Source organism: Sphingobacterium hungaricum, assembly GCF_015210005.1.
GTDB lineage: Bacteria > Bacteroidota > Bacteroidia > Sphingobacteriales > Sphingobacteriaceae > Sphingobacterium > Sphingobacterium hungaricum.
This window is the reverse complement of record NZ_MU158698.1, coordinates 1,995,190-2,014,710: the sequence shown is the minus strand read 5'-3', so window position 1 is coordinate 2,014,710 and position 19,521 is coordinate 1,995,190. Positions and strand designations below refer to the sequence as shown.

The following is a 19,521-nucleotide window of genomic DNA, read 5'->3' as shown; positions in this document are numbered from 1 at the left end:
TAATTAGGCATGTGATGATCGAATTTCTTTGTTGTATAATTCTACACTCTCTAAGATAATCTTTTGTGCGTAAGATCTACCATATAAATTTTCAATTGTTACATTTTTTTCTTCCAAAGCTTTGTAATCTTTGAAAAAACGTACAATCTCTTTCATAGTATGCGGAGGCAATTCCGAAAGATCGTTGATGTAGTTGACAGACATATCATTTTTTGCTACCGCAATGATTTTATCATCTTGCTCGCCATTGTCAATCATGTGCATAACACCGATTACTTTGGCTTCAATCAAGCTCATTGGATACACGTCGACCGAACAGATAACCAAGATATCCAAAGGATCTTTGTCATCGCAATACGTTTGAGGAATAAATCCATAATTCGCAGGATACATCACTGAAGAAAATAAAACGCGATCTAATTTGATTAATCCGCTGTCTTTGTCAATTTCATATTTTGCTTTTGATCCTTTAGGGATTTCAATAATTGCATTGACAGAATTAGGCAAATCCTCTCCAGGTGAAACTTGATGCCAAGGGTGTTGTGTACTCATTATATGTTACTGTTCGTTTGTTTGTTTTTTTGCTTTTTTATCTTTTAGCCATCTTTTCAGCAGCGCAATTACTATAGGTAAGAACGCGATGACGATCAAGCCGATAATGATATATTCTACGTAATTAATAATTGCAGGGAATTTAATGCCTAAATAGTAGCCAGTCAAGACCAACAAGCCAACCCATAATAGGGCTCCGGCAACATTGAAGATGACAAACTTTCTAAAGTTAAGTTGCACAACTCCTGCAAATATCGGCGCAAATGTACGAATTATTGGAACAAAGCGTCCAATTATTAATGCTGTGCCTCCATATTTTTGATAAAACTCTTCAGCCATAACGACGTATTTCCGTTTGAATAAAACAGAATCCTTTCGTTTGAAGAGCATGGGCCCGGCTCGATATCCAAACCAATATCCGGCAAAGTTGCCGAGAATCCCTGATATTAATATTCCAAAAAATAAAGTGACGATATCCACATCGATTTTATCTAAAGCACAGAACAATCCGGCTAAAAACAATAAATAATCACCAGGAAGAAAAAATCCGAAAAACAAGCCGGTTTCGGCAAATACAATCAAGCATACGATATAGAATCCGCCATGGCTAAGAAGGTATTCTGGGTCTAGTAATTGTTGAAAGGACAACAAAAAGTCTTGCATATATAGTTTCTTTACGCCTAAATATTGAAACGCCAACATTCAGACCAGCTAATATCATTTTTTGATGATAGCTAATTTAAATAATTTTATAATGAGATGTGCATAGATTTAACTAAAAAATAAATGTCACTATGCGTTGGTAACATTTGCTATAGCTTCTCTGATTTCTTCGGCTATTTTAGACATTTCTTCATCAGAAAATTTGAGTTTAGCCCGCTCAAAGCTCATGTCGCTCACATTGTTGATTGGAATTAAATGAATATGTGCGTGATTGACTTCTAAACCTACTACAGCAACTCCTATTTTTTTACAGGGCACTACTTGTTTGATTCCTTGGGCAACTATTTTGGCAAAAACCCATAGTCCCATGTATTCATCGTCGGCAATATCAAAAATATAATCAGTTTCTTTTTTTGGAATGACTAAGACATGACCGAAAGCCAGCGGATTGACATCCAAAAAAGCTAAAAAATCGATACTTTCGGCTACTTTATAAGCTGGAATTTCACCAGCTACAATTTTCGAAAAAATGGTAGACATATTCTACTTTCAATTATGTATAAAAACAAAGATATAAAAAATCAGCTATACTAGACGGTCATCTGAGTGACAGCATTTATTATTCTGATAAGCATACTACAAATGAACCTACAGAATAGTTTTTGAAATGAACAAAAGCCGTGTAAAAAAACACCCAATCCGCTTTACGAATTGGGTGTCTAAAAGTATATTGTGCGGTTATGGCTGAACCCGCACATAACCTATATTTTTTTAGCGGGAGATATCTAAAATTTCTAATTGGATAACTCCAGCCGGAACTTCAACCTCGGCAACGTCGCCTACAGATTTGCCTAACAAACCCTGGGCAATCGGCGAGTTAACAGAAATCTTCCCTGCTTTAAGGTCCGCTTCCGTTTCTGAAACCAATTGATACGTCATCGCTGCGCCCGTTTTTAAATTTTTAATTTTTACGATAGATAAAGCCAAAACCTTGGACGTATCTAGCTTAGATTCGTCAATCAAACGAGCAGTCGCCAAAACTTCTTCAAGTTTAGCAATCTTAGCTTCATGATGTCCCTGAGCATCTTTGGCCGCATCATATTCTGCGTTCTCCGACAAATCTCCTTTGTCTCTCGCTTCCGCAATAGCGTTTGAAATGTTAGTTCTTCCCTCAGTTTTCAGATGGTGAAGTTCCTCCTTTAGCTTCGCTAAGCCTTCCTCTGTGTAATAAGTTACTTTAGCCATATTAATTTAATCTCATTATTAGTTTATAAATAAAAAAAAAGACAAGACCACATTATCCATTAGGACAATATGGTCTTGCTGATTATCACGAAGATAATTAAGAACAATCAGATTTCCAAATATTAATCGTTCTCTTTTACTACTTCGTCTTCTATAAATTTGTAGCCCAAACCTCTAACGGTTTGCAAGAAATGTGGCTTGTCCGGATTGGTCTCAATTTTCTTCCGCAAACGGACCACATGCATATCCAAGGTGCGCGTATTGACGTTGGAACTGTATCCCCAAACCACTTCCATTAGCTCTTCCCGAGTGACATCTCTGCCTTTATTTTGCAAGAAATGCAAGAGAATCCGGTTTTCCAAAATGGTAAGCTCAATTTTCTTTCCTGCTCTGACGAGCGAATGAATGTATGGATGATGTTCTGTATCTCCAAAATTATAAACATCGGTATTTCCTTTCGGAATGAAATAGCGTACTTTATTTTCAATCATAGCCACCAACACGTCCATATTGAACGGTTTTGTGATGTAATCGGTTACGCCTAAACTGTAAGCGTCGATTTTGTCCACGTCCTGAGATTTAGCCGTAATCATAATAATGACATTCTCAAACTCTGCGTCGCGCAAAGACTGACAGACCTCAATCCCTTCTTTTCCTGGCAACATCCAGTCTAAAAGAACGATATCTGGTTTTCTCTTTAATATTAATTTTTCGCCCTCTAAGCCGTTGCCCGATTGAATGACTTCATATTCTTCAGTTTTCAAACGGTGACTGATTAAAAATCTTAAATTTTCATCATCCTCAATAACAGCTATAGTTATATCTTTTTTATTCATAATGCATGTTTAGTTACACTGGGAAAATCAAAGTAAAGGTTGTTCCTTCGTGTTGTTTACTGACCACTTTAATCTCTCCTCCCATAAATTCAGTTACCTCTTTACAGAAAGCTAATCCTAGACCTATACTTCCCTGCTGATTAAACTGGTTTTTCACTCTATAGAATTTCTTAAATATTTTGTTAAATTCAACCTTATTTATTCCAATTCCTTTATCTTCAAAAGTAATAACAATATTTTTTTTGTTTTGTTGTGCCTTGACACTAAGAAATTTCTTGTCAGGCTCCGAATACTTGTATGCATTGTCGATTAAATTCTGAAAAACAGAAGACAACAATACAGGATCCGCGTACAAATCTTTTTCGACATTCACCGAGTAATCCAATTGCAAGTCAGGATACTTAAGTTTTATCGCGCTAAATATTGAATCAAAGAAATCGTTTAGATCAATTCGTTCCGCTTTAAATTTGATGGACTTGTTTTCAATCTGTGAAAATGACAACAATTTGTTCATCAAATTATTTAACTTATCTGCTTCCTGGTCTAAAATCCTGCCATACATTTGACGCTCCTCATCAGACAACCTGTCGGCACTCTGAATATTATTTCCTGCGATCTTAATTACGCTCACGGGAGTCTTAAATTCATGCGTCAGGTTATTGATAAAATCATACTGCAACCTATACAACTTGCTGTTTATCAATATATTTCTGTTAATCAAATAGGCAATCATCAACAATACAATATACAAAACTGACACACCAAATACAACAGGAATAAATCGTCGGTTAATTTCTTTGGTCAAATGTGAAACTGTAGTTTTAAAGGACAGTTTGTAGTCAGATAGTGCACCCGGAAGTGGAAATTCGGTTATGATACTATTCGCATCATCATTCAAACTCGAATTGACTACTGGTATAATTTCTATGGATTCATAAAGATTCGTAAAGCGATTGACCACCGCCAGTTTTTGAGGGTCGACAAGAAAAATAAACCAATCTTGCTCGTATTCGACTAACGGCGCATGCGGGTCTTCCATTAAATTCTTATAAGAAAGCAAATCGGATTTTCTTGGAATATTCAAATAGGTAATCTTGCCCGGATTGACCGAATAATAAACCTTATACAAATCCGCATCGCTGATTCTACTGCTGTAATTCACTCGGTCTAAAAAACTAACGACCTTAATCGCCATGTTATTGAAGTCATCGGCATATTGTTTCGTCAATTCTGCATTCAATTTGGTTTTAACTAGCTTATTCTCTGGATCCAGATTAAATGTGTAGGTTGATTTGGGGTGGAATAAAAGATTATTAAAACTAATTCCTGGACTCAGCAATCGATTATTGGTAAATAGAATATCGTAGAAAACTATTTTCTCGATGAATGGGTTCTTTCGCAGAATGGTGTTGGAGATGCCTGAAGCTTGGTTTACATCCAAAAAACCTTGATAATAAGAAACTTCAGGAATTTTTGAGTAGAAGAAATCATTAAAGGGCTTAATGGTTTCGTCAAAGACTTCGGCTTTTCGGTTGTTAAATTCAGCTTCAACGAAATTGGTCATCAAATTTCTGCCAAGCAAAACAGTGACCACGTAAAGCAAAGTGACCACAATTAAGAAAGCAATCAGAAGCCCGAAATTCTTTCTGTATCTAACATCTACTTTTGCCACAGTGAAGCTATTTTAAGTTTTCAGAAAGAAACTGTTCGATTTCTTGATAATAGGCTATTAAATTTTCTTCGTTTTTAAATCGCCGTCCTTCCTCTTCATTGTAAATATATTGAACATTTACTTTACTCTGCTTTAGTTTCTGAACAAACTGGTCGACATCCGTTGCGGAGCTGTATTTGTCCCGTCCTCCTTGAAAAATCAACAAAGGCATAGTGACCTGATCGGCATGGAATAGTGGAGAAATGGATTTAAAAAGCTCAGATTCCGTTTCTGGGTTCCCTATAATCTGATAATACATCTGCACATAGGGTTTTAAGTACGGAGGAATTTCTTTGAAATAGGTAAATAGATTCGTGAATCCCGAAGAAGAAATCGCGCAGGAATACAGCGTTGAATTAAAACAGGCTGCATGCAAGGCCGAATAACCGCCAAAACCGCTTCCCATGATGGCAATGCGTTCTTTGTCTGCAATACCTTCATGGATCAACCAAGTTACTCCATCAGTTATATCTTCCTGAATCTTGCCACCCCATTGCTTAAATCCGCTTGACCAAAATTCCTTTCCATATCCAGTAGAGCCTCTGTAATTCACCTGAAAAACAGCATATCCCCGATTTGCCAAAAATTGAACTTCCGTATTGTATTCCCAAAAATCGCGCTTCGAAGGCCCGTCATGAACCAATACCACAACTGGACAATTCTTCCGTTTATTTGGCGGATAGGTGATGTATCCATGGATTTCCTTATTATCCCTAGCGTTGAACACGATGGATTCCATCGGTTGCAACTGATTTTCTTCGAATTTTTGATTCGATTCGGCTAACAGCTGAATATCGTTGGTTTTGGAATTGTAATAGTATACATCATTCGGCTGGACATCAATCGTATTCTTAAACACGAAATGACTCAGCGAAGAATCCACATCCAAAAAGTCAATACTTGTATTTGGGAATTTTATCTTAATCTGATCGTATGCTTTTTTATAAGAATCATTGAAAAAATGCAGCTTTTTACGGTCAACCGTACTCGAAGCGTACATCATTTCATTCAGCAGCGCTGAATATCCTTCTTTATTCACATCCACATTCGGAGATTTGAAAATCTCTTTGATCTCTTCTCCTGTGCTTGTGTTAAATTCAACCAACGACAATTTATCGCGGCCAATGTTCGATAATGCATAGATGTGCGTCGTAGAATTTTTATAATATCCTAGCGGAATAACGGACGTTTCAAAACCGCTTTTATACACTTGCTTGAATACTTGGTCCTCAGAAGGCCTGTACAAAAGGGTTTCTTGCACACTATCACTGGTCAAGGCCAATCGAACTTGCCCATCTGCTGATGCAAACCAATTGATGATATTTCCTGGGTTTTTGTCAACCATTTCCTTTGGTCGTCCATCCAGATACACGCGATAAAGATCAAATACCGAAGAATCGCGTTCATTTGTTGTCGCTAACAATCCTCCATTAAATGATTTATTCGGATATAACCAGCGTAATTTATAGTTTGCAGTTTTTAAAAGGGCTTGCCTTCTTTCGGTTTCAACATCAATCGTGTATAGCCTAAGGCTATCATCTTGATTTTGGGTATTGGAGAAAACAATCGTCTGATCATCCGCCCAGAAATAATACTGAACGTTCATATCCGACTGGTAAGTCAGTTGTTTCGATGAGTCTTTATTGATTAAATCTAATATAAAAATGTTTTTACAATGGTCGTGAAGGCCTAAATAAGCAATTTTATCCCCGTTTGGAGAAATCTTAAAATTTGATTTATCCGACTTTGCAAAAAAATCTTCAATAGGAATTACTTCATTTTTCTTGGAAACCGAATCACAGGAAACCATAAGAAAAACAAAAGCGACAACCAACAAAAACCCGAAATCCCTCAACATCGATAGATTATATTTATACAATTTCAAATATTCAAAATATTTAACATAAAATTAGCACTGCAACTTTATTTTTACAGGGGCAGAAGATTAAAATTACAAAATCACAACCGAAAAATAGGGATAAAAGAAGTAATTTTGAGGCATGTTTTTATACAATATTTCTGTTATTCTTGAAGAGAATCTAGACAATTCAATCGTTTCCTATATTGAAAATGAGCTTTTGTCGGCGAGCAATTATCCTTATCATGTATTAGAAATGCTCGATTCTCCACACCCAGGAAATACATTCTGCATTCAATTCCAAGTTCCAACAGAAGAATCTATTGATGACATCAAAGCCAATCATGTAGCAGAGCTTCAGGCCTACATTCAGCAACATTTCGCAGAAAAGATTTTTTTATTCGACAGTGTGATGAAATACCTTCCTAAGAAGTAGGTTGATCTTCGGATTCTTTGATTTGCTCCTCATATTTGGGAGAATATTTTACTTTCGGAGATAAGTAATGCAAAAGAATCAATCGTCCAAACCGATAATTGAAGGGGGCGAATACCAGTATCGTAAAAAATAAAACGCCTAAGTAGAGAAAAGGCGATTCGCTTTGGGTAAAATAAGCTGTTGCCAATCCTAAGGTAACAATTTGAGCTACCGAAAAAACGTAACTAACGTACATCGCTGCATAAAAGTATCCTGGCTCGATTTCGAATTTAAATCCGCAATGCGGGCAGGTTTCATTCATTTTTTGTTTTTTCAATCCATAAACAGGACCTTCAAACATTTTGCCAACGTGACAGCGCGGGCATTTAGAATGGGTTAATGCGTAAAATTTTGAAGTAGCCATAAGTAATTGTTCAGTTCAGATAATTACAGCAGCGGATTAGTTGGCTTAGATGGTTTGCGATAATATTTATACCAAACAAGACCCACACCTGCTCCAATAATAAAAGGCATTGCTAGCAAAAATAAAATGCCATCATTTAATCCTTTTCCTTGTGTATTGCCTTCAATCGTACTGTTTTCGGCATTTAACGAACACATTGCACATTGCGCTTGGCTCTCAATGGAAAGCATAGACAACGAAGAAAAAAGAACAATAAAAAGAAAAAACTTCTTAAAAACTGAATGCATAGTTAACCCATTTTTCAAATAGCAAAAGACATGCTATTTAGTGTGTTACAAAAATACGAATAATAAAAGCATCGAAAAAATCTATTCTGCCCTATTTCAGAAGAACATTGAATTTGTTCCAGAATCCATCATCCGGAAGACCTGCTTTGATAATTACATTTTCATTCTTAATCGGGTGTTCAAACTCCAAAGAACGAGAATGCAGACAGATTGTCCGTCTTAAACTTCCGCGCGGATAACCATACTTATTGTCTCCGACGATTGGACAGCCCATATAGGAAAGTTGCGCACGGATTTGATGCGTACGACCGGTTAAAGGCTTTACCTCAAGCAAATAAAAACCATCGAGCGATCCGATCAATTTGTAATCCAGCTCAGCATAACTTCCGCCCTTGACCTCGCGGTCGTAAGCTTTAGTAATCATCTTCTTTCGATCTCTCAAAAGCCAGTTTGATAATTTTCCCTGAGCCTGATTTGGTTTGTTTTTTACTAAAGCTAAGTAGGTTTTCTCTATCTTTCGATCATGAAAAAGGCGATTCATCCGATCCAGCCCTTTGCTGGTTTTAGCGAATAAAATCAGACCGCTCACTGGCCGGTCAAGGCGATGGATAACTCCGATAAATGCATCATTCGGTTTTTGGTATTTGGTCACCAAAAACGCCTTCGTCATTTCTTCTAGCGAGGTATCACCTGTTGTATCGACCTGAACAATATCACCACCTCGCTTATTGACGGCGATTAAATGATTGTCTTCAAAAATAATATCTTTCTCTGTTATCAACTCCATGCTTTGCGGCAAAGATAGCCTATCCGAATTAGAATTTACAGGATTTAGGAAATTAACGAGCGGTATCAGTAACAACCGTGTTGTTTTTCGCGGCGTTTTTTTCCTGCTTTTTGAAATAACCTCTAAATAAGAAATTATGTTTCAAAGCTTCCATGTTTTGATCTAATTTTTGGGTACTTGAATTTAAGTTGTTAATGACTTGGCGAATATCATCCGCTACTTCTGGGTCATTGGTCAATGCACCAACGGCATTGTTCTTATCGTTCAAGCGTGCAGTCGTTTCATTTAAATTTTCCATCAATGCCGATGCGCTTTGTGTAACGCCTTGCAATTGTGCAGCACTGCTACGCAAGCTATTGAACACTTCGGTATCGGTTGTTAAATCATGGATTAATCCTTGATTGCTATTCAATTTGCTCGACAACAAAGCTAAATTAGCTGAAGCTTTGTTCGCATCTGACATTACCGTATTTAAGGTGATTAAAGATTGTTTGATTGACATGGTCATTGAAGAATCCGACAACAAAGCGCCCACAAGTCCTTTTCCGTCAACTAAATCTTTTGATAGAATCGCAAAGTTCTTCGTGATATCCACTAAGTTTTCGTTGTTCTTCTGCAACGTAGCCATTAATGCTTCGGTATCTGTTCCTTTTTCGGAAACAACAATATCTCCATCCATAATCGGAGGTGCATCATGCGTTCCGCCAACTAAACTAATGATGGCGTTACCGATTAAACCGTCCGTTCCCAATTTCGCGATTACATCTTTACGGATATATTCGCTTGAACGCTCATCGATATGCATAATAACTTTCACATTTTCAATACTTTGAAATGTAATTTCTTTAATTGTTCCCACTTTCACACCAGAGAACCAAACGTTGTTTCCAACTTTTAATCCTTTGACATCTTCAAAATAGGTGGTCACGACCAAATTCTTTCTAAACTTCCCCTGTTGTCCGCCCAATACTAAGATTCCGGCAACTAAAATCACCAATCCAATTAAAACAAATAACCCGACTGTAATCGATCTTTTATTATCTTGTGTACTCATAAACTTAATTAAACAATAAAATTATAATCATAAAATGGTCTGACACGCTCATCTTCTGTATCAAATATTTTATCAAAACTTCCTTCTCTTTCAAACTTGCCATCCAATAACATCACAATTCGATCACCTACCATTTTAGCACAAGCCAAATCGTGTGTAATCACAATCGATGACGTTTTATATTGTTCCTGAACCTGATTAATCAATTCATTGATTTCCAAACAAGTCAAGGGATCCAAACCTGCAGTCGGCTCATCATACATCATGATGTCTGGTTGCAAAATCAATGTTCTTGCAATACCGATACGCTTTCTTTGTCCTCCAGATAATTCCGAAGGCATTTGATTGATGGCGTAAGACAATCCCACCCCTTCAAGCACGCTTTCCACAGCTTTATCAATCTCCGCACGGGATAGATTTCGCTTATTGCGCACCAATGGAAATTCAAGATTTTCGCGAACGGTCATACTATCGTACAAAGCACTGTTCTGAAATGAAAATCCAATGCGCAAACGCAACTTTTGCAATTCGCGGTCATCTAAATCATTCACGCGCTCGCCCAACACATCGATTTCGCCCGAATCTGGTTTTAATAAACCCGAAATCAGTTTAATCAACACGGATTTACCTGTACCCGAACGTCCAAGTACAACTAGGTTTTCCCCGTTGTATAATTTTAGATCAACTCCTTTTAAAATATCGCGCTCTCCAAATGATTTATAGACATTTTGGACATCGACAACACAATCATCATAATTGATATCAAAAACTTGCTTTTTCATATTAACTTAATAAAGCCATGATCTGTACAATTAATAACTCCTCAATAAACACGATAAACATCGAAGCAACTACCGCAGAATTGGCTGCTTTACCAACACCTTCAGTTCCTTTACTCGAAAAATAACCCACATAGCAGCTGACCATTCCAATCGTAAATCCAAATACTATGGATCGAAAGACCATCGCAAAGAGATCAATAAATTTAATCGATTCGAATACCTGTGTAAAAAAGCTAAGCATGCTTAGCTGATCTTTTGAAATAATACTTAAATATCCACCAAATAATCCGATTCCCGCCACATAAAATGTTAAAACCGGAATCATAAACGTGGTTGCAATTACTCGACTGACAATAAGATACTTGTAAGGGTTGGTTCCGGAAACTTCCATCGCATCAATCTGCTCCGTTACGTTCATCGAACTTAATTCCGCACCGATTTGCGAGCCGACTTTTCCTGAGGCAATCAATGCTGTCACCAAAGGCGCCAACGCACGTACAATCGCAATTGAAATTAATGCAGGAAGCATCGATGCCGCTCCAAACTCTTCCAATGAAGGTCTCGACTGTTTTGTAAAAACGAATCCGACAATAAAACCTGTTAAGCTGATCAATGGAAAAGATTTCCATCCAATCTCATAACATTGTCTGATAATTTCTTTTACTTCATACGGCGGCGTAAATAATTCCTTGAAAAAACGAACATTAAATCGATGTATTCGAGCAAATTCTATTAAGAGATTTTCAAACTTATTTCTCATCAAAAAGTTGAAGTTATGGACTTTAAATCCTTATTAAAAAAAATAATGCACAAATGTACAACTTTTTGTTTCCACAATTCTTTAATTTATTGCACTCGCATTTTTTTAACTAACAAATGATTTTCAATAAAGATTTAGAAATTGAAAAAATAATTAATTAAACCATGGTACATATTTTAAAGTCATAGAATAAAAACAGGAAAAGAATTTAGTAATAATTTAAAATATACGGTCATGAAAAAAGTCTACAAATCACTCATTCTATTCTTCGTCCTTTTCGGAACGATGAATTTATTCAGTGCGAACAAAGCTTCTGCACAGGGATACGGCCAGGTTTCATTAGATCTATTCTATGATGAGTTATCTCCATATGGATATTGGGACATTGACCCGAACTACGGTGACATCTGGTATCCGGATGTAGACCGCAACTTCCGTCCTTACGGAACCAATGGCTATTGGGCAATGACCCAATACGGCAATACTTGGGTATCGAATTACAACTGGGGATGGGCTCCCTTCCATTATGGAAACTGGGTTTACTCCAACAGAAACGGTTGGGGATGGATTCCGGGATACGAATGGGGACCAGCTTGGGTAGATTGGCGTTCTGGAAACGGATATTATGGATGGGCTCCAATGGCACCTCGCAACAGAATGGGCGTATCGATTTCTGTAGCACTTCCAATGAATATGTGGTTATTTTTACCTAATCGTAGGATTTATGACCGCAATATCTATAACCATTGGTCATACGGTAGCCGCAACGTGTACAACCGCACGACGATCATTAACAACACGTATATTGTTAATAACAACAAATATTATGGTGGCCCTAGCCGCCGCGATGTTGAACGTTCAATTGGCCGTTCGGTATCAGTAAGAAATATTGAAAATTCAGGTCGCCCTGGTGCAACTCGTGTAAGTAACCGCAGTGTATCCATTTACCGTCCTGAAGACAACAACAACGCGAACAGAAGCGTGCGCTCAAATACGAGCACAACTAGTTCAAGAAACACGAGCAACCGTTCGAATGCAACAGTTGGCAGAGACAATACAAGAGCGAACAGCGGAACAACAACTCGTTCGACAGGAACTACAGGTCGTGGAAATGTATCGACAGGTACAAATCGCTCGACCACAGATAGAAGCGGAACTAACAGTTCAAACTCTTCACGTGTAACTACACGTTCGAATAGTCAAGCTGAAGGCAGATCTCAAGGTTCAACGTCGACTCGCAACAATGAAGCTGTCAACTCATCTCGTTCGACTCGCTCGACAGGATCTGGTCAGTCAAATTCGTCTACGAACAACAGAGCTGGACAATCGTCGAGAGTGAATCGTTCGACAGGAACAACAACTGGAACTAGACAAACTCCTGCTGCTACACGTAGCGCAGAGAGACAAGGAAGTTCTCAAGTTCAATCCGGAGCACAGAATCGTTCGACAAATGCTGCATCGCAATCGAGTAATACGCGAGCAACACAGCCGACAAGCAGAAGTGCATCCTCTGGTTCTGGAACAGTAAACACTAGACAAAGTGCTCCTGCAGCGCAACGCAGTACTTCGTCAAGCTCTAGTACAGCAAGACAAAGTGCACCAGCAACAGAACGCAGCAGCTCTGGTTCATCCGTGAGCAGCAGATCTTCTGGAGGTTCTAGTTCTGCTAGAGGAAGTGAAGGTTCTTCACAGCGCAGCGGTTCTTCTGAAAGAAGTTCTGGTAGAGGAAGCAGATAAAATTTTTCTTATAATTGTAACAAATTGGCGGGCTGATTTTTTAGCCCGCTTTTTTTTATTTGTTATTTTTGCTGGCGAATAAATGCAAGTTCGCCACTCTATTGTAGCTAATAAGATAAATCTATGGCAAAATTAGTATCGATACTAGACAATGACTTTTACAAATTCACGATGCAATTTGCCGTGGTTAAGTTATTTCCAAAAGCTAAAGCGAGATATCAGTTTATCAATCGCGGAAAACATAAATTTCCAGAAGGTTTTGCCGATAGATTAAGAACTGCGGTCAATGAAATGGCGACATTGAAATTATCTGACGAAGAAAAATCCTATTTCCAAGAGACCTGTCCATACATAGACCCCGCCTATTTTGACTTTCTGCAAGGCTATCGCTATAATCCAAAAGAAGTTTCTATCGAACAGCATGGGGATGAACTTTCGGTCAAAATCGAAGGGTTTTGGTATAGAACCATCTTGTGGGAAGTTCCGATTATGGCGTTGATATGCGAACTGCATTATGAATTGCTAGAAGAAAAACGGGTTGATGACAGTGAAGTAAAGAATATCGTCGATCAAAAAATGGATAAGTATGATAAACTAGCCATTACGATTGCTGATTTCGGAACCAGAAGAAGGCATTCCTACAAAGTGCATGATTTAGTTATTCAGGCATTGAAAAACCATCCATCTAATACGTTTATCGGAACGAGTAATGTGCATTTTGCAATGAAATATGAAACAAAACCCATTGGAACGCATGCCCACGAGTGGTTTATGTTCCATGCGGCAAAATATGGATACAAGATGGCTAACCTCTTGGGCCTCGAACATTGGTCTGATGTGTATCGTGGTGATTTAGGAATTGCTTTATCAGACACGTATACGACAGAAGTTTTCTTCCAGCAGTTTGATAAAAAATTATCAAAGCTATTTGATGGCGTACGCCATGATAGTGGTGATGCTATCGAATTTGCGCAAAAGACGATTGCTCATTACGAAAGCAAAGGCATAAATCCATTGACAAAAACCATTATTTTTTCGGATGGATTGGATTATGAGAAAGTGGAAAAGATTGTGAATTTCTGCCGAGGTAAAATTGGTTTTTCATTCGGTATAGGAACAGATTTCACCAATGATGTCGGCTTGAGCCGAATGAATATTGTATTGAAAATGACGGAAGCATTTCCAGATGAAGGGCAATGGACGCCAGTAATCAAGTTGTCAGACGAGCCGAATAAGCACACTGGTGAAGAAGAAGAAATACGAATGGCGAAGCGATTTTTAATGATTGATTAAATGGAAAGAGACGTTTACGGAGAAGCATTGTATGATTTCCATCAATTAGGTGAGTTGAAGGAACCTTTGTTGTTGCATAGCAGTTACGGAGATATTGAAGAAATGCCTGTGGAGGTTTTCTTTCGGGATGAAGAGGATTTTCCAGAACTGGAATTTATTGCTTTAAGCCTTTGTGATGGCAAAGTGCTGGATGTGGGAGCGGGCGTAGGTAGCCATGCGCTGTATTTGCAAAGCAAAAATTTTGATGTGGATGCCTTAGAAATATCTGCGACAAGCTGTGAGGTGATGAAGAAAAGAGGCGTAAAACAGGTCATTGAAGAAGATTTTTATCAACTGGAAAACAAACAATACGATACCTTGCTGTTTTTAATGAATGGGATTGGTATCGCTGAAAACTTAGATGGATTCAGAAAACTGCTTAACCATTCTAAAACTTTACTGTCCGATAAAGGGCAATTGATATTCGACTCGTCGAATATTTCCTATTTATACGAAGAGTACCGCATCCCCTACCCCCATCATTATTTTGGCGAAATACATTTCCAATATGAATACAAAGGCACACTGGGCAAACCCTTCAATTGGCTTTATATTGATCAGAATGAATTGATCAAGATCGCAAAAGAAGAAAATTGGGTCGTTCAGATTTTGTTCGATGATGATAATGATCAATATCTTGTCAGAATGGAACCGAGGAAGGGGTGATTAGATGTGAGATATGAGATTTCAGACATTAGATATGAGATTTGAGATATGAGATATGAGATATGAGATATTTGACAAAAAAAGCCCCCAGAAAGTGTATAACTTTTTGGGGGCAGTCCATTAAGACGTTAGCAGGCTTTTAAATTTTTACTTTTTAATTTTTAATTTATTACCTCAAATCCAGTATAAGGAACCAAAACTTTTGGAATGCGAATTCCGTTTGCTGTTTGGTTATTTTCCAAAATAGAAGCGACGATTCTTGGCAATGCCAATGCAGAACCATTTAAGGTATGCGCCAAAGTCATTTTGCCTTCGTCGTTTTTATAGCGGACTTTCAAGCGATTGGATTGATACGTTTCAAAATTTGAAACCGAAGAAACCTCTAACCAGCGCTCTTGCGCGGCGCTATAGACTTCCATATCGTAAGTCAGCGCAGAAGTAAAACTCATATCGCCACCGCACAAACGCAATACACGGTATGGCAATTCTAGCTTTTGCAACAGACCTTGGATATAGCTACTCATCTCTTCAATCACTTCATACGATTTTTCAGGCTGTACAAGCTGAACCAATTCGACTTTGTCAAATTGGTGAAGACGATTTAATCCACGGACATGCGCTCCATAAGAACCTGCTTCACGACGGAAACAAGGTGTATAGGCACAATGCTGAATCGGAAATTGCTCTTGTTTCACAATGACATCGCGATATAGATTTGTTACCGGAACTTCTGCCGTTGGAATCAAATATAAATCATCATTCGTCACATAGTACATCTGTCCTTCTTTGTCAGGCAACTGGCCAGTAGCGAACGCAGAATCCTCATTCACCATAATCGGCACTTCCAATTCTTGGTAACCCTGCTCTCCAGCTTGGTCCAAAAAGAAATTGATTAATGCCCTTTGCAAACGTGCACCTTTTCCTTTATACACCGGAAAACCAGCTCCTGTTACTTTAACCCCCAATTCCAAATCAACAATATCGTATTTGGTCAGCAATTCCCAATGCGGAATCGCTTGCGTATCGAAAACCGGAATTTCACCGTGTGTCAACACCACTTCATTGTCATCTGGCGTTTTTCCTAAAGGAACTGAAACATGCGGTAGGTTCGGAACCAATACGATTTTGGAAAGCAGTTCTTTTTCTACTTCGCTCAATCTATCGGTCAATTCGCGCACTTGCTCTTTATATACCGATGATTTGGATTTGATTTCTTCTGCTTCTTCCTTCTTTCCTTGGCGCATCAAATCTCCAATCATTTTTGCCGAAGCATTTGCTTCAGAAGCAATAGCATCAGATTCATTCTGAATTCTTTTGCGCTCATCGTCCAACTCAATAATCGAATCAATTAACGCAACATCAGTAAAATTCTTGACCGCTAAACGCTCCAAAACATAATCCTTGTGCTCTCGGATATAACTAACTTGCAACATATTTGTATTTTTTTAGAAGACAAAGATAATTAAGTATCCTAAATAATTAAGAATCGCTACTGAAATCTTCAAATTTTAGTAACATTGCATTAACTATTGAGATTACGATGCAAAAACTGATTTTCTTCTGCTTGTTTATGATTCCTTTATTTACTAGTGCACAGCATCAGCAGATTAAGGATTTTTTGGTAAAAGAGAATCTGTCGCAGAATGGAAAACTCGCCATTATTGCAGTTGATTCAACCGAAAAAGTTGACAACGTCATCCATGGAAATTTCAGGTTTATAATCAATGGATTCCAGCAAGATTTGCAGTTTGAAGATGGGGTTTCGGTATACAACCATTCGGTCGAGTCGTCGACATTTGTTTTGCTTAAACACAAAAATCAAGATAAGGAAATCGCGCGCTACTATTTTGTTCGAAAAACCGACAAAGGTTTGACCCCTTACAAGATTTCGGCATTGGCTTTAATTCTGATTCCCGCAGTTATTTTATTGATTGCTTATATGTTCAAGCGTTTCTTGACCACCATCGTTGTCTTAGTGATTGTGTATGGATACTTTCATTATTCAAAAGGATTGAATATTTCCCAATTGCTGGAAAGCTTGTTTATCGGGTTCAAGAATTTCTTTTAGAAAGGCAAGCCGACTCCAAAATTATATTGAAAGAAATTGTAACGGTCAGGTTTGTGCGTCAGGTAATAATCGTCTCTAAACGATTTCGAATTAAATAGATGACGGATTACCCATTGGTCAGAACCTGTAAATTGTGGGTCTTTGACTTTCAATCCCGCATCCAAGCGAATAACAAAATAATCCATATCAATCCGCAAACCAAAACCCGTACCTATCGCAATTTGCGACAAGAATCGGTCAGCTTTAAATTCTCCATCAGGGTTAAGTTCATTCGGGCGCAAACGCCAAATATTCCCCATGTCCACGAAAGTTGCTCCATTCAGCTTTGCTCCCAGAAAGTTATTTAACAAACGGAAACGATATTCTGCATTTCCCTCAATCTTCACTTCGCCCAACTGGTCGAGGTTACGCAAATTTAAGCGCAAGCTTTCGGACAAGCCTTCCCTATTGTAGCCACCTGGTCCCAACGTTCTGGCTTGCCAAGCACGGATTCCATTCATCCCTCCAGCGAAAAAACTTTTCTCAAAAATCAAGAGGCTCGAATTATTGCCATAAGGAACCGCAACACCGGTATTAAATCGCAAAACCAATTGCTTGTTGCCACCGAAGTGTTTGTACCAACGATAATCGACTTCCCCTTTGATGTATTGCAAATAAGGTACATTAAATAGCAAGCGTTCGCCGGCTTCATTTTTTTTGAAATCAAAAGTTGAGCTCAATAAGCCCAAAATATTCCCGCTCACATCAACCCCCAAGCGCAAATAATTAAAATCTTCCTTCTTTAATAATTTAGGCGCATTTAAGGTATAAGCGTATTGTGAACCCAAACCGAAATATTCCCGATTGTTGCTTTCCACATACAACAAATAACCCTCATCAATTAGATTCTGAGCAAAAGTTGGATTCAGCCTTCCCAATCGATACTCCAATAAAATGGGTGTATAACTATGGGTGATATTTTCGGATTGATACCAGAAATAATTTAAGGAATTGATTAAGTAGCGGTTGGAATAGGTATTATCTTGGTCAAAAATCTGCAAGCTGGACGAAAACGTCGTCCGTGGAAGACCATATCGGCCTACGCTCCGAACTCCAAAAGGAACCATCAACCGAGGAACGACCAAATTCACACCAACTTGAAAATCATTGTTAAATATTTTTTGAGAAAGATTGCCCGGCAAACGAGGGTCGAACAATACCCCATAGCGCATCTTGACTTCCAATAATTCGGCTCCGCCAAAAATATTGCGGTGCGAATAGGTATCGCCGATATTAAAACCGCTCATGCCTGACGAAAAGGTAAACTCTCCTTCAATCTGATTGCTCATGACCGACCTCGGTGTCAATTCATACTGCACATTTAATTTGTTGCTGTCGACTGGCGTGTAGGAGATTTTAATTGAACGAAAGGTATTCATTTCATACAAGCGGTCATACGAAAGATTTTCATCCCGCTGATTGTATAAGTCGTCCGAACGCACAAACATGTACCTTGAAATGGAGCGCAGACGAAATTTCTGTGTTTCATCCTCATAAACAATCGACCTCGCACTATCCAATTGCGCCGACGATGGTTTCTTTAGCTCTTCATTTGGACTTACAATTTTAACGTACACACTATCGATTGTGTACACTCGATGTGCAGAAGAATCTTCGCGATTTTGAATCTGCAAAGCTAAATCTGCTTGATGGTCTAATTGATTTGTATCGACCGCGACAGTCATAAATTGACGCACATACTGATAATACCCTCTATTTCGCAACGCATTGTATACATTTTCACGCTCTAAGTATAGATTCGTAGCATCGTATTTCTGAGAAGATTTAACTTGCGTCGTAGGCAAAACCTGTTGCTCATAAATATTTCGAACGGCAGGGTCTTCAATGTCGTACGACACATTCCTCAAGATATAAGGTGTTTTTAAATCCGTGACAAAATTAATGCGCGCCTTTTTGCGCCTAACCTGAATTTGAGGAGTGACTTCAGCTTCAAAATAACCTTTAGTTTTTAAATACGCTTGAATTTGCGTCGCAGATAAATCCACAAGAGCCGAATCAAGTAACCTTGGCGCTTCGCCCACGCTTCGTAGATTCGTTGTTTTGTAAGCCCCGTCTTTTGTATTAAATAGGTTGTAAATCGTTAAGTTCAAGGGAGAATTCGGACGAATTTCGTTCGAAATATAAGCCGAAGCACTTTCTTTCAATTCAGGAGAAATGCCGTCGAGTTCAATTTTGGTAACCAAAGCTTGTTGGTCGTCTACATATTTTGCCGAACGGCAGGAAATGAAAAATAAACACAAAAGCGTTATCTTGGCAAAAGAAAATAGTAAACGGCGATTAATCA

The 19,521-nt window shown here is 38.3% G+C and carries 20 protein-coding genes; 5 read left to right on the top strand and 15 right to left on the bottom strand.

Going from position 1 to position 19,521, the window contains the following annotated elements:
• Window positions 1-3: 3 nt before the first annotated feature.
• The 7 genes from C4F49_RS11975 to C4F49_RS11945 all read right to left on the bottom strand — a co-directional run bounded on the left by C4F49_RS11975 (window position 4) and on the right by C4F49_RS11945 (window position 6,892).
• Window positions 4-552, bottom strand: a complete 549-nt coding sequence (locus tag C4F49_RS11975) for an inorganic diphosphatase (RefSeq protein WP_196936069.1) — start codon at window positions 550-552, stop codon at window positions 4-6.
• A gap of 6 nt (window positions 553-558) precedes the next feature.
• The gene (locus C4F49_RS11970; RefSeq protein WP_196936068.1) at window positions 559-1,215 is read right to left on the bottom strand and encodes a DedA family protein; all 657 of its coding nucleotides are present in this window, start codon (window positions 1,213-1,215) and stop codon (window positions 559-561) included.
• A 129-nt stretch (window positions 1,216-1,344) separates the two neighbouring features.
• Entirely contained in the window at window positions 1,345-1,755 is a 411-nt protein-coding gene (locus C4F49_RS11965; protein ID WP_196936067.1) for an HIT family protein, read from the bottom strand.
• A gap of 231 nt (window positions 1,756-1,986) precedes the next feature.
• The gene (greA, locus tag C4F49_RS11960; RefSeq protein ID WP_196936066.1) at window positions 1,987-2,460 is read right to left on the bottom strand and encodes a transcription elongation factor GreA; all 474 of its coding nucleotides are present in this window, start codon (window positions 2,458-2,460) and stop codon (window positions 1,987-1,989) included.
• A gap of 122 nt (window positions 2,461-2,582) precedes the next feature.
• Window positions 2,583-3,296, bottom strand: a complete 714-nt coding sequence (locus C4F49_RS11955; RefSeq protein ID WP_196936065.1) for a response regulator — start codon at window positions 3,294-3,296, stop codon at window positions 2,583-2,585.
• A 13-nt stretch (window positions 3,297-3,309) separates the two neighbouring features.
• Window positions 3,310-4,968, bottom strand: a complete 1,659-nt coding sequence (locus C4F49_RS11950; protein ID WP_196936064.1) for a sensor histidine kinase — start codon at window positions 4,966-4,968, stop codon at window positions 3,310-3,312.
• A 7-nt stretch (window positions 4,969-4,975) separates the two neighbouring features.
• Window positions 4,976-6,892, bottom strand: coding sequence for a S9 family peptidase (locus tag C4F49_RS11945; protein WP_231388296.1), 1,917 nt, complete (start codon window positions 6,890-6,892; stop codon window positions 4,976-4,978).
• Window positions 6,893-7,007: 115 nt separating this feature from the next.
• Here C4F49_RS11945 and C4F49_RS11940 point away from each other — a divergent pair, with 115 nt between their 5' ends.
• A complete protein-coding gene (locus C4F49_RS11940; RefSeq protein WP_196936063.1) occupies window positions 7,008-7,301 on the top strand; it encodes a DUF4286 family protein in 294 nt (97 codons plus the stop codon).
• Here C4F49_RS11940 and C4F49_RS11935 read toward each other — a convergent pair.
• From C4F49_RS11935 to C4F49_RS11910, 6 genes are all read right to left on the bottom strand, one after another.
• Window positions 7,291-7,704, bottom strand: a complete 414-nt coding sequence (locus C4F49_RS11935; RefSeq protein WP_196936062.1) for a DUF983 domain-containing protein — start codon at window positions 7,702-7,704, stop codon at window positions 7,291-7,293. The genes C4F49_RS11940 and C4F49_RS11935 overlap by 11 nt on opposite strands.
• 23 nt (window positions 7,705-7,727) lie before the next feature.
• Window positions 7,728-7,991, bottom strand: coding sequence for a hypothetical protein (locus C4F49_RS11930; RefSeq protein ID WP_196936061.1), 264 nt, complete (start codon window positions 7,989-7,991; stop codon window positions 7,728-7,730).
• Between the two features lie 91 nt (window positions 7,992-8,082).
• Window positions 8,083-8,778 carry an RluA family pseudouridine synthase gene (locus tag C4F49_RS11925; protein WP_196936060.1) on the bottom strand — a complete coding sequence of 232 codons (696 nt, stop codon included), beginning with the start codon at window positions 8,776-8,778 and terminating at the stop codon, window positions 8,083-8,085.
• Window positions 8,779-8,830: 52 nt separating this feature from the next.
• Window positions 8,831-9,832 carry an MlaD family protein gene (locus C4F49_RS11920; RefSeq protein WP_196936059.1) on the bottom strand — a complete coding sequence of 334 codons (1,002 nt, stop codon included), beginning with the start codon at window positions 9,830-9,832 and terminating at the stop codon, window positions 8,831-8,833.
• A gap of 8 nt (window positions 9,833-9,840) precedes the next feature.
• Entirely contained in the window at window positions 9,841-10,614 is a 774-nt protein-coding gene (locus tag C4F49_RS11915; RefSeq protein ID WP_196936058.1) for an ABC transporter ATP-binding protein, read from the bottom strand.
• A gap of 1 nt (window position 10,615) precedes the next feature.
• On the bottom strand, window positions 10,616-11,374 hold the full coding sequence (locus C4F49_RS11910; protein WP_196936057.1) for an MlaE family ABC transporter permease: 759 nt from the start codon (window positions 11,372-11,374) through the stop codon (window positions 10,616-10,618).
• A 234-nt stretch (window positions 11,375-11,608) separates the two neighbouring features.
• Between C4F49_RS11910 and C4F49_RS11905 the strand changes: the two genes are divergently transcribed.
• From C4F49_RS11905 to C4F49_RS11895, 3 genes are all read left to right on the top strand, one after another.
• Window positions 11,609-13,111, top strand: a complete 1,503-nt coding sequence (locus tag C4F49_RS11905; RefSeq protein ID WP_196936056.1) for a DUF6600 domain-containing protein — start codon at window positions 11,609-11,611, stop codon at window positions 13,109-13,111.
• A 123-nt stretch (window positions 13,112-13,234) separates the two neighbouring features.
• Window positions 13,235-14,404, top strand: coding sequence for a nicotinate phosphoribosyltransferase (gene pncB, locus C4F49_RS11900; protein ID WP_196936055.1), 1,170 nt, complete (start codon window positions 13,235-13,237; stop codon window positions 14,402-14,404).
• Window positions 14,405-15,109: a class I SAM-dependent methyltransferase gene (locus C4F49_RS11895; RefSeq protein ID WP_196936054.1), complete on the top strand. Its 705-nt coding sequence runs from the start codon at window positions 14,405-14,407 to the stop codon at window positions 15,107-15,109.
• A gap of 161 nt (window positions 15,110-15,270) precedes the next feature.
• On the opposite strand, the gene serS is transcribed toward C4F49_RS11895, so the two are convergent.
• On the bottom strand, window positions 15,271-16,542 hold the full coding sequence (gene serS, locus C4F49_RS11890) for a serine--tRNA ligase (protein WP_196936053.1): 1,272 nt from the start codon (window positions 16,540-16,542) through the stop codon (window positions 15,271-15,273).
• Window positions 16,543-16,649: 107 nt separating this feature from the next.
• Here serS and C4F49_RS11885 point away from each other — a divergent pair, with 107 nt between their 5' ends.
• Window positions 16,650-17,177, top strand: a complete 528-nt coding sequence (locus C4F49_RS11885; protein WP_196936052.1) for a hypothetical protein — start codon at window positions 16,650-16,652, stop codon at window positions 17,175-17,177.
• Here C4F49_RS11885 and tamL read toward each other — a convergent pair.
• A complete protein-coding gene (gene tamL, locus C4F49_RS11880) occupies window positions 17,174-19,477 on the bottom strand; it encodes a translocation and assembly module lipoprotein TamL (RefSeq protein ID WP_231388295.1) in 2,304 nt (767 codons plus the stop codon). The two genes, C4F49_RS11885 and tamL, sit on opposite strands and share 4 nt — an antisense overlap.
• Between the last annotated feature and the right edge of the window lie 44 nt (window positions 19,478-19,521).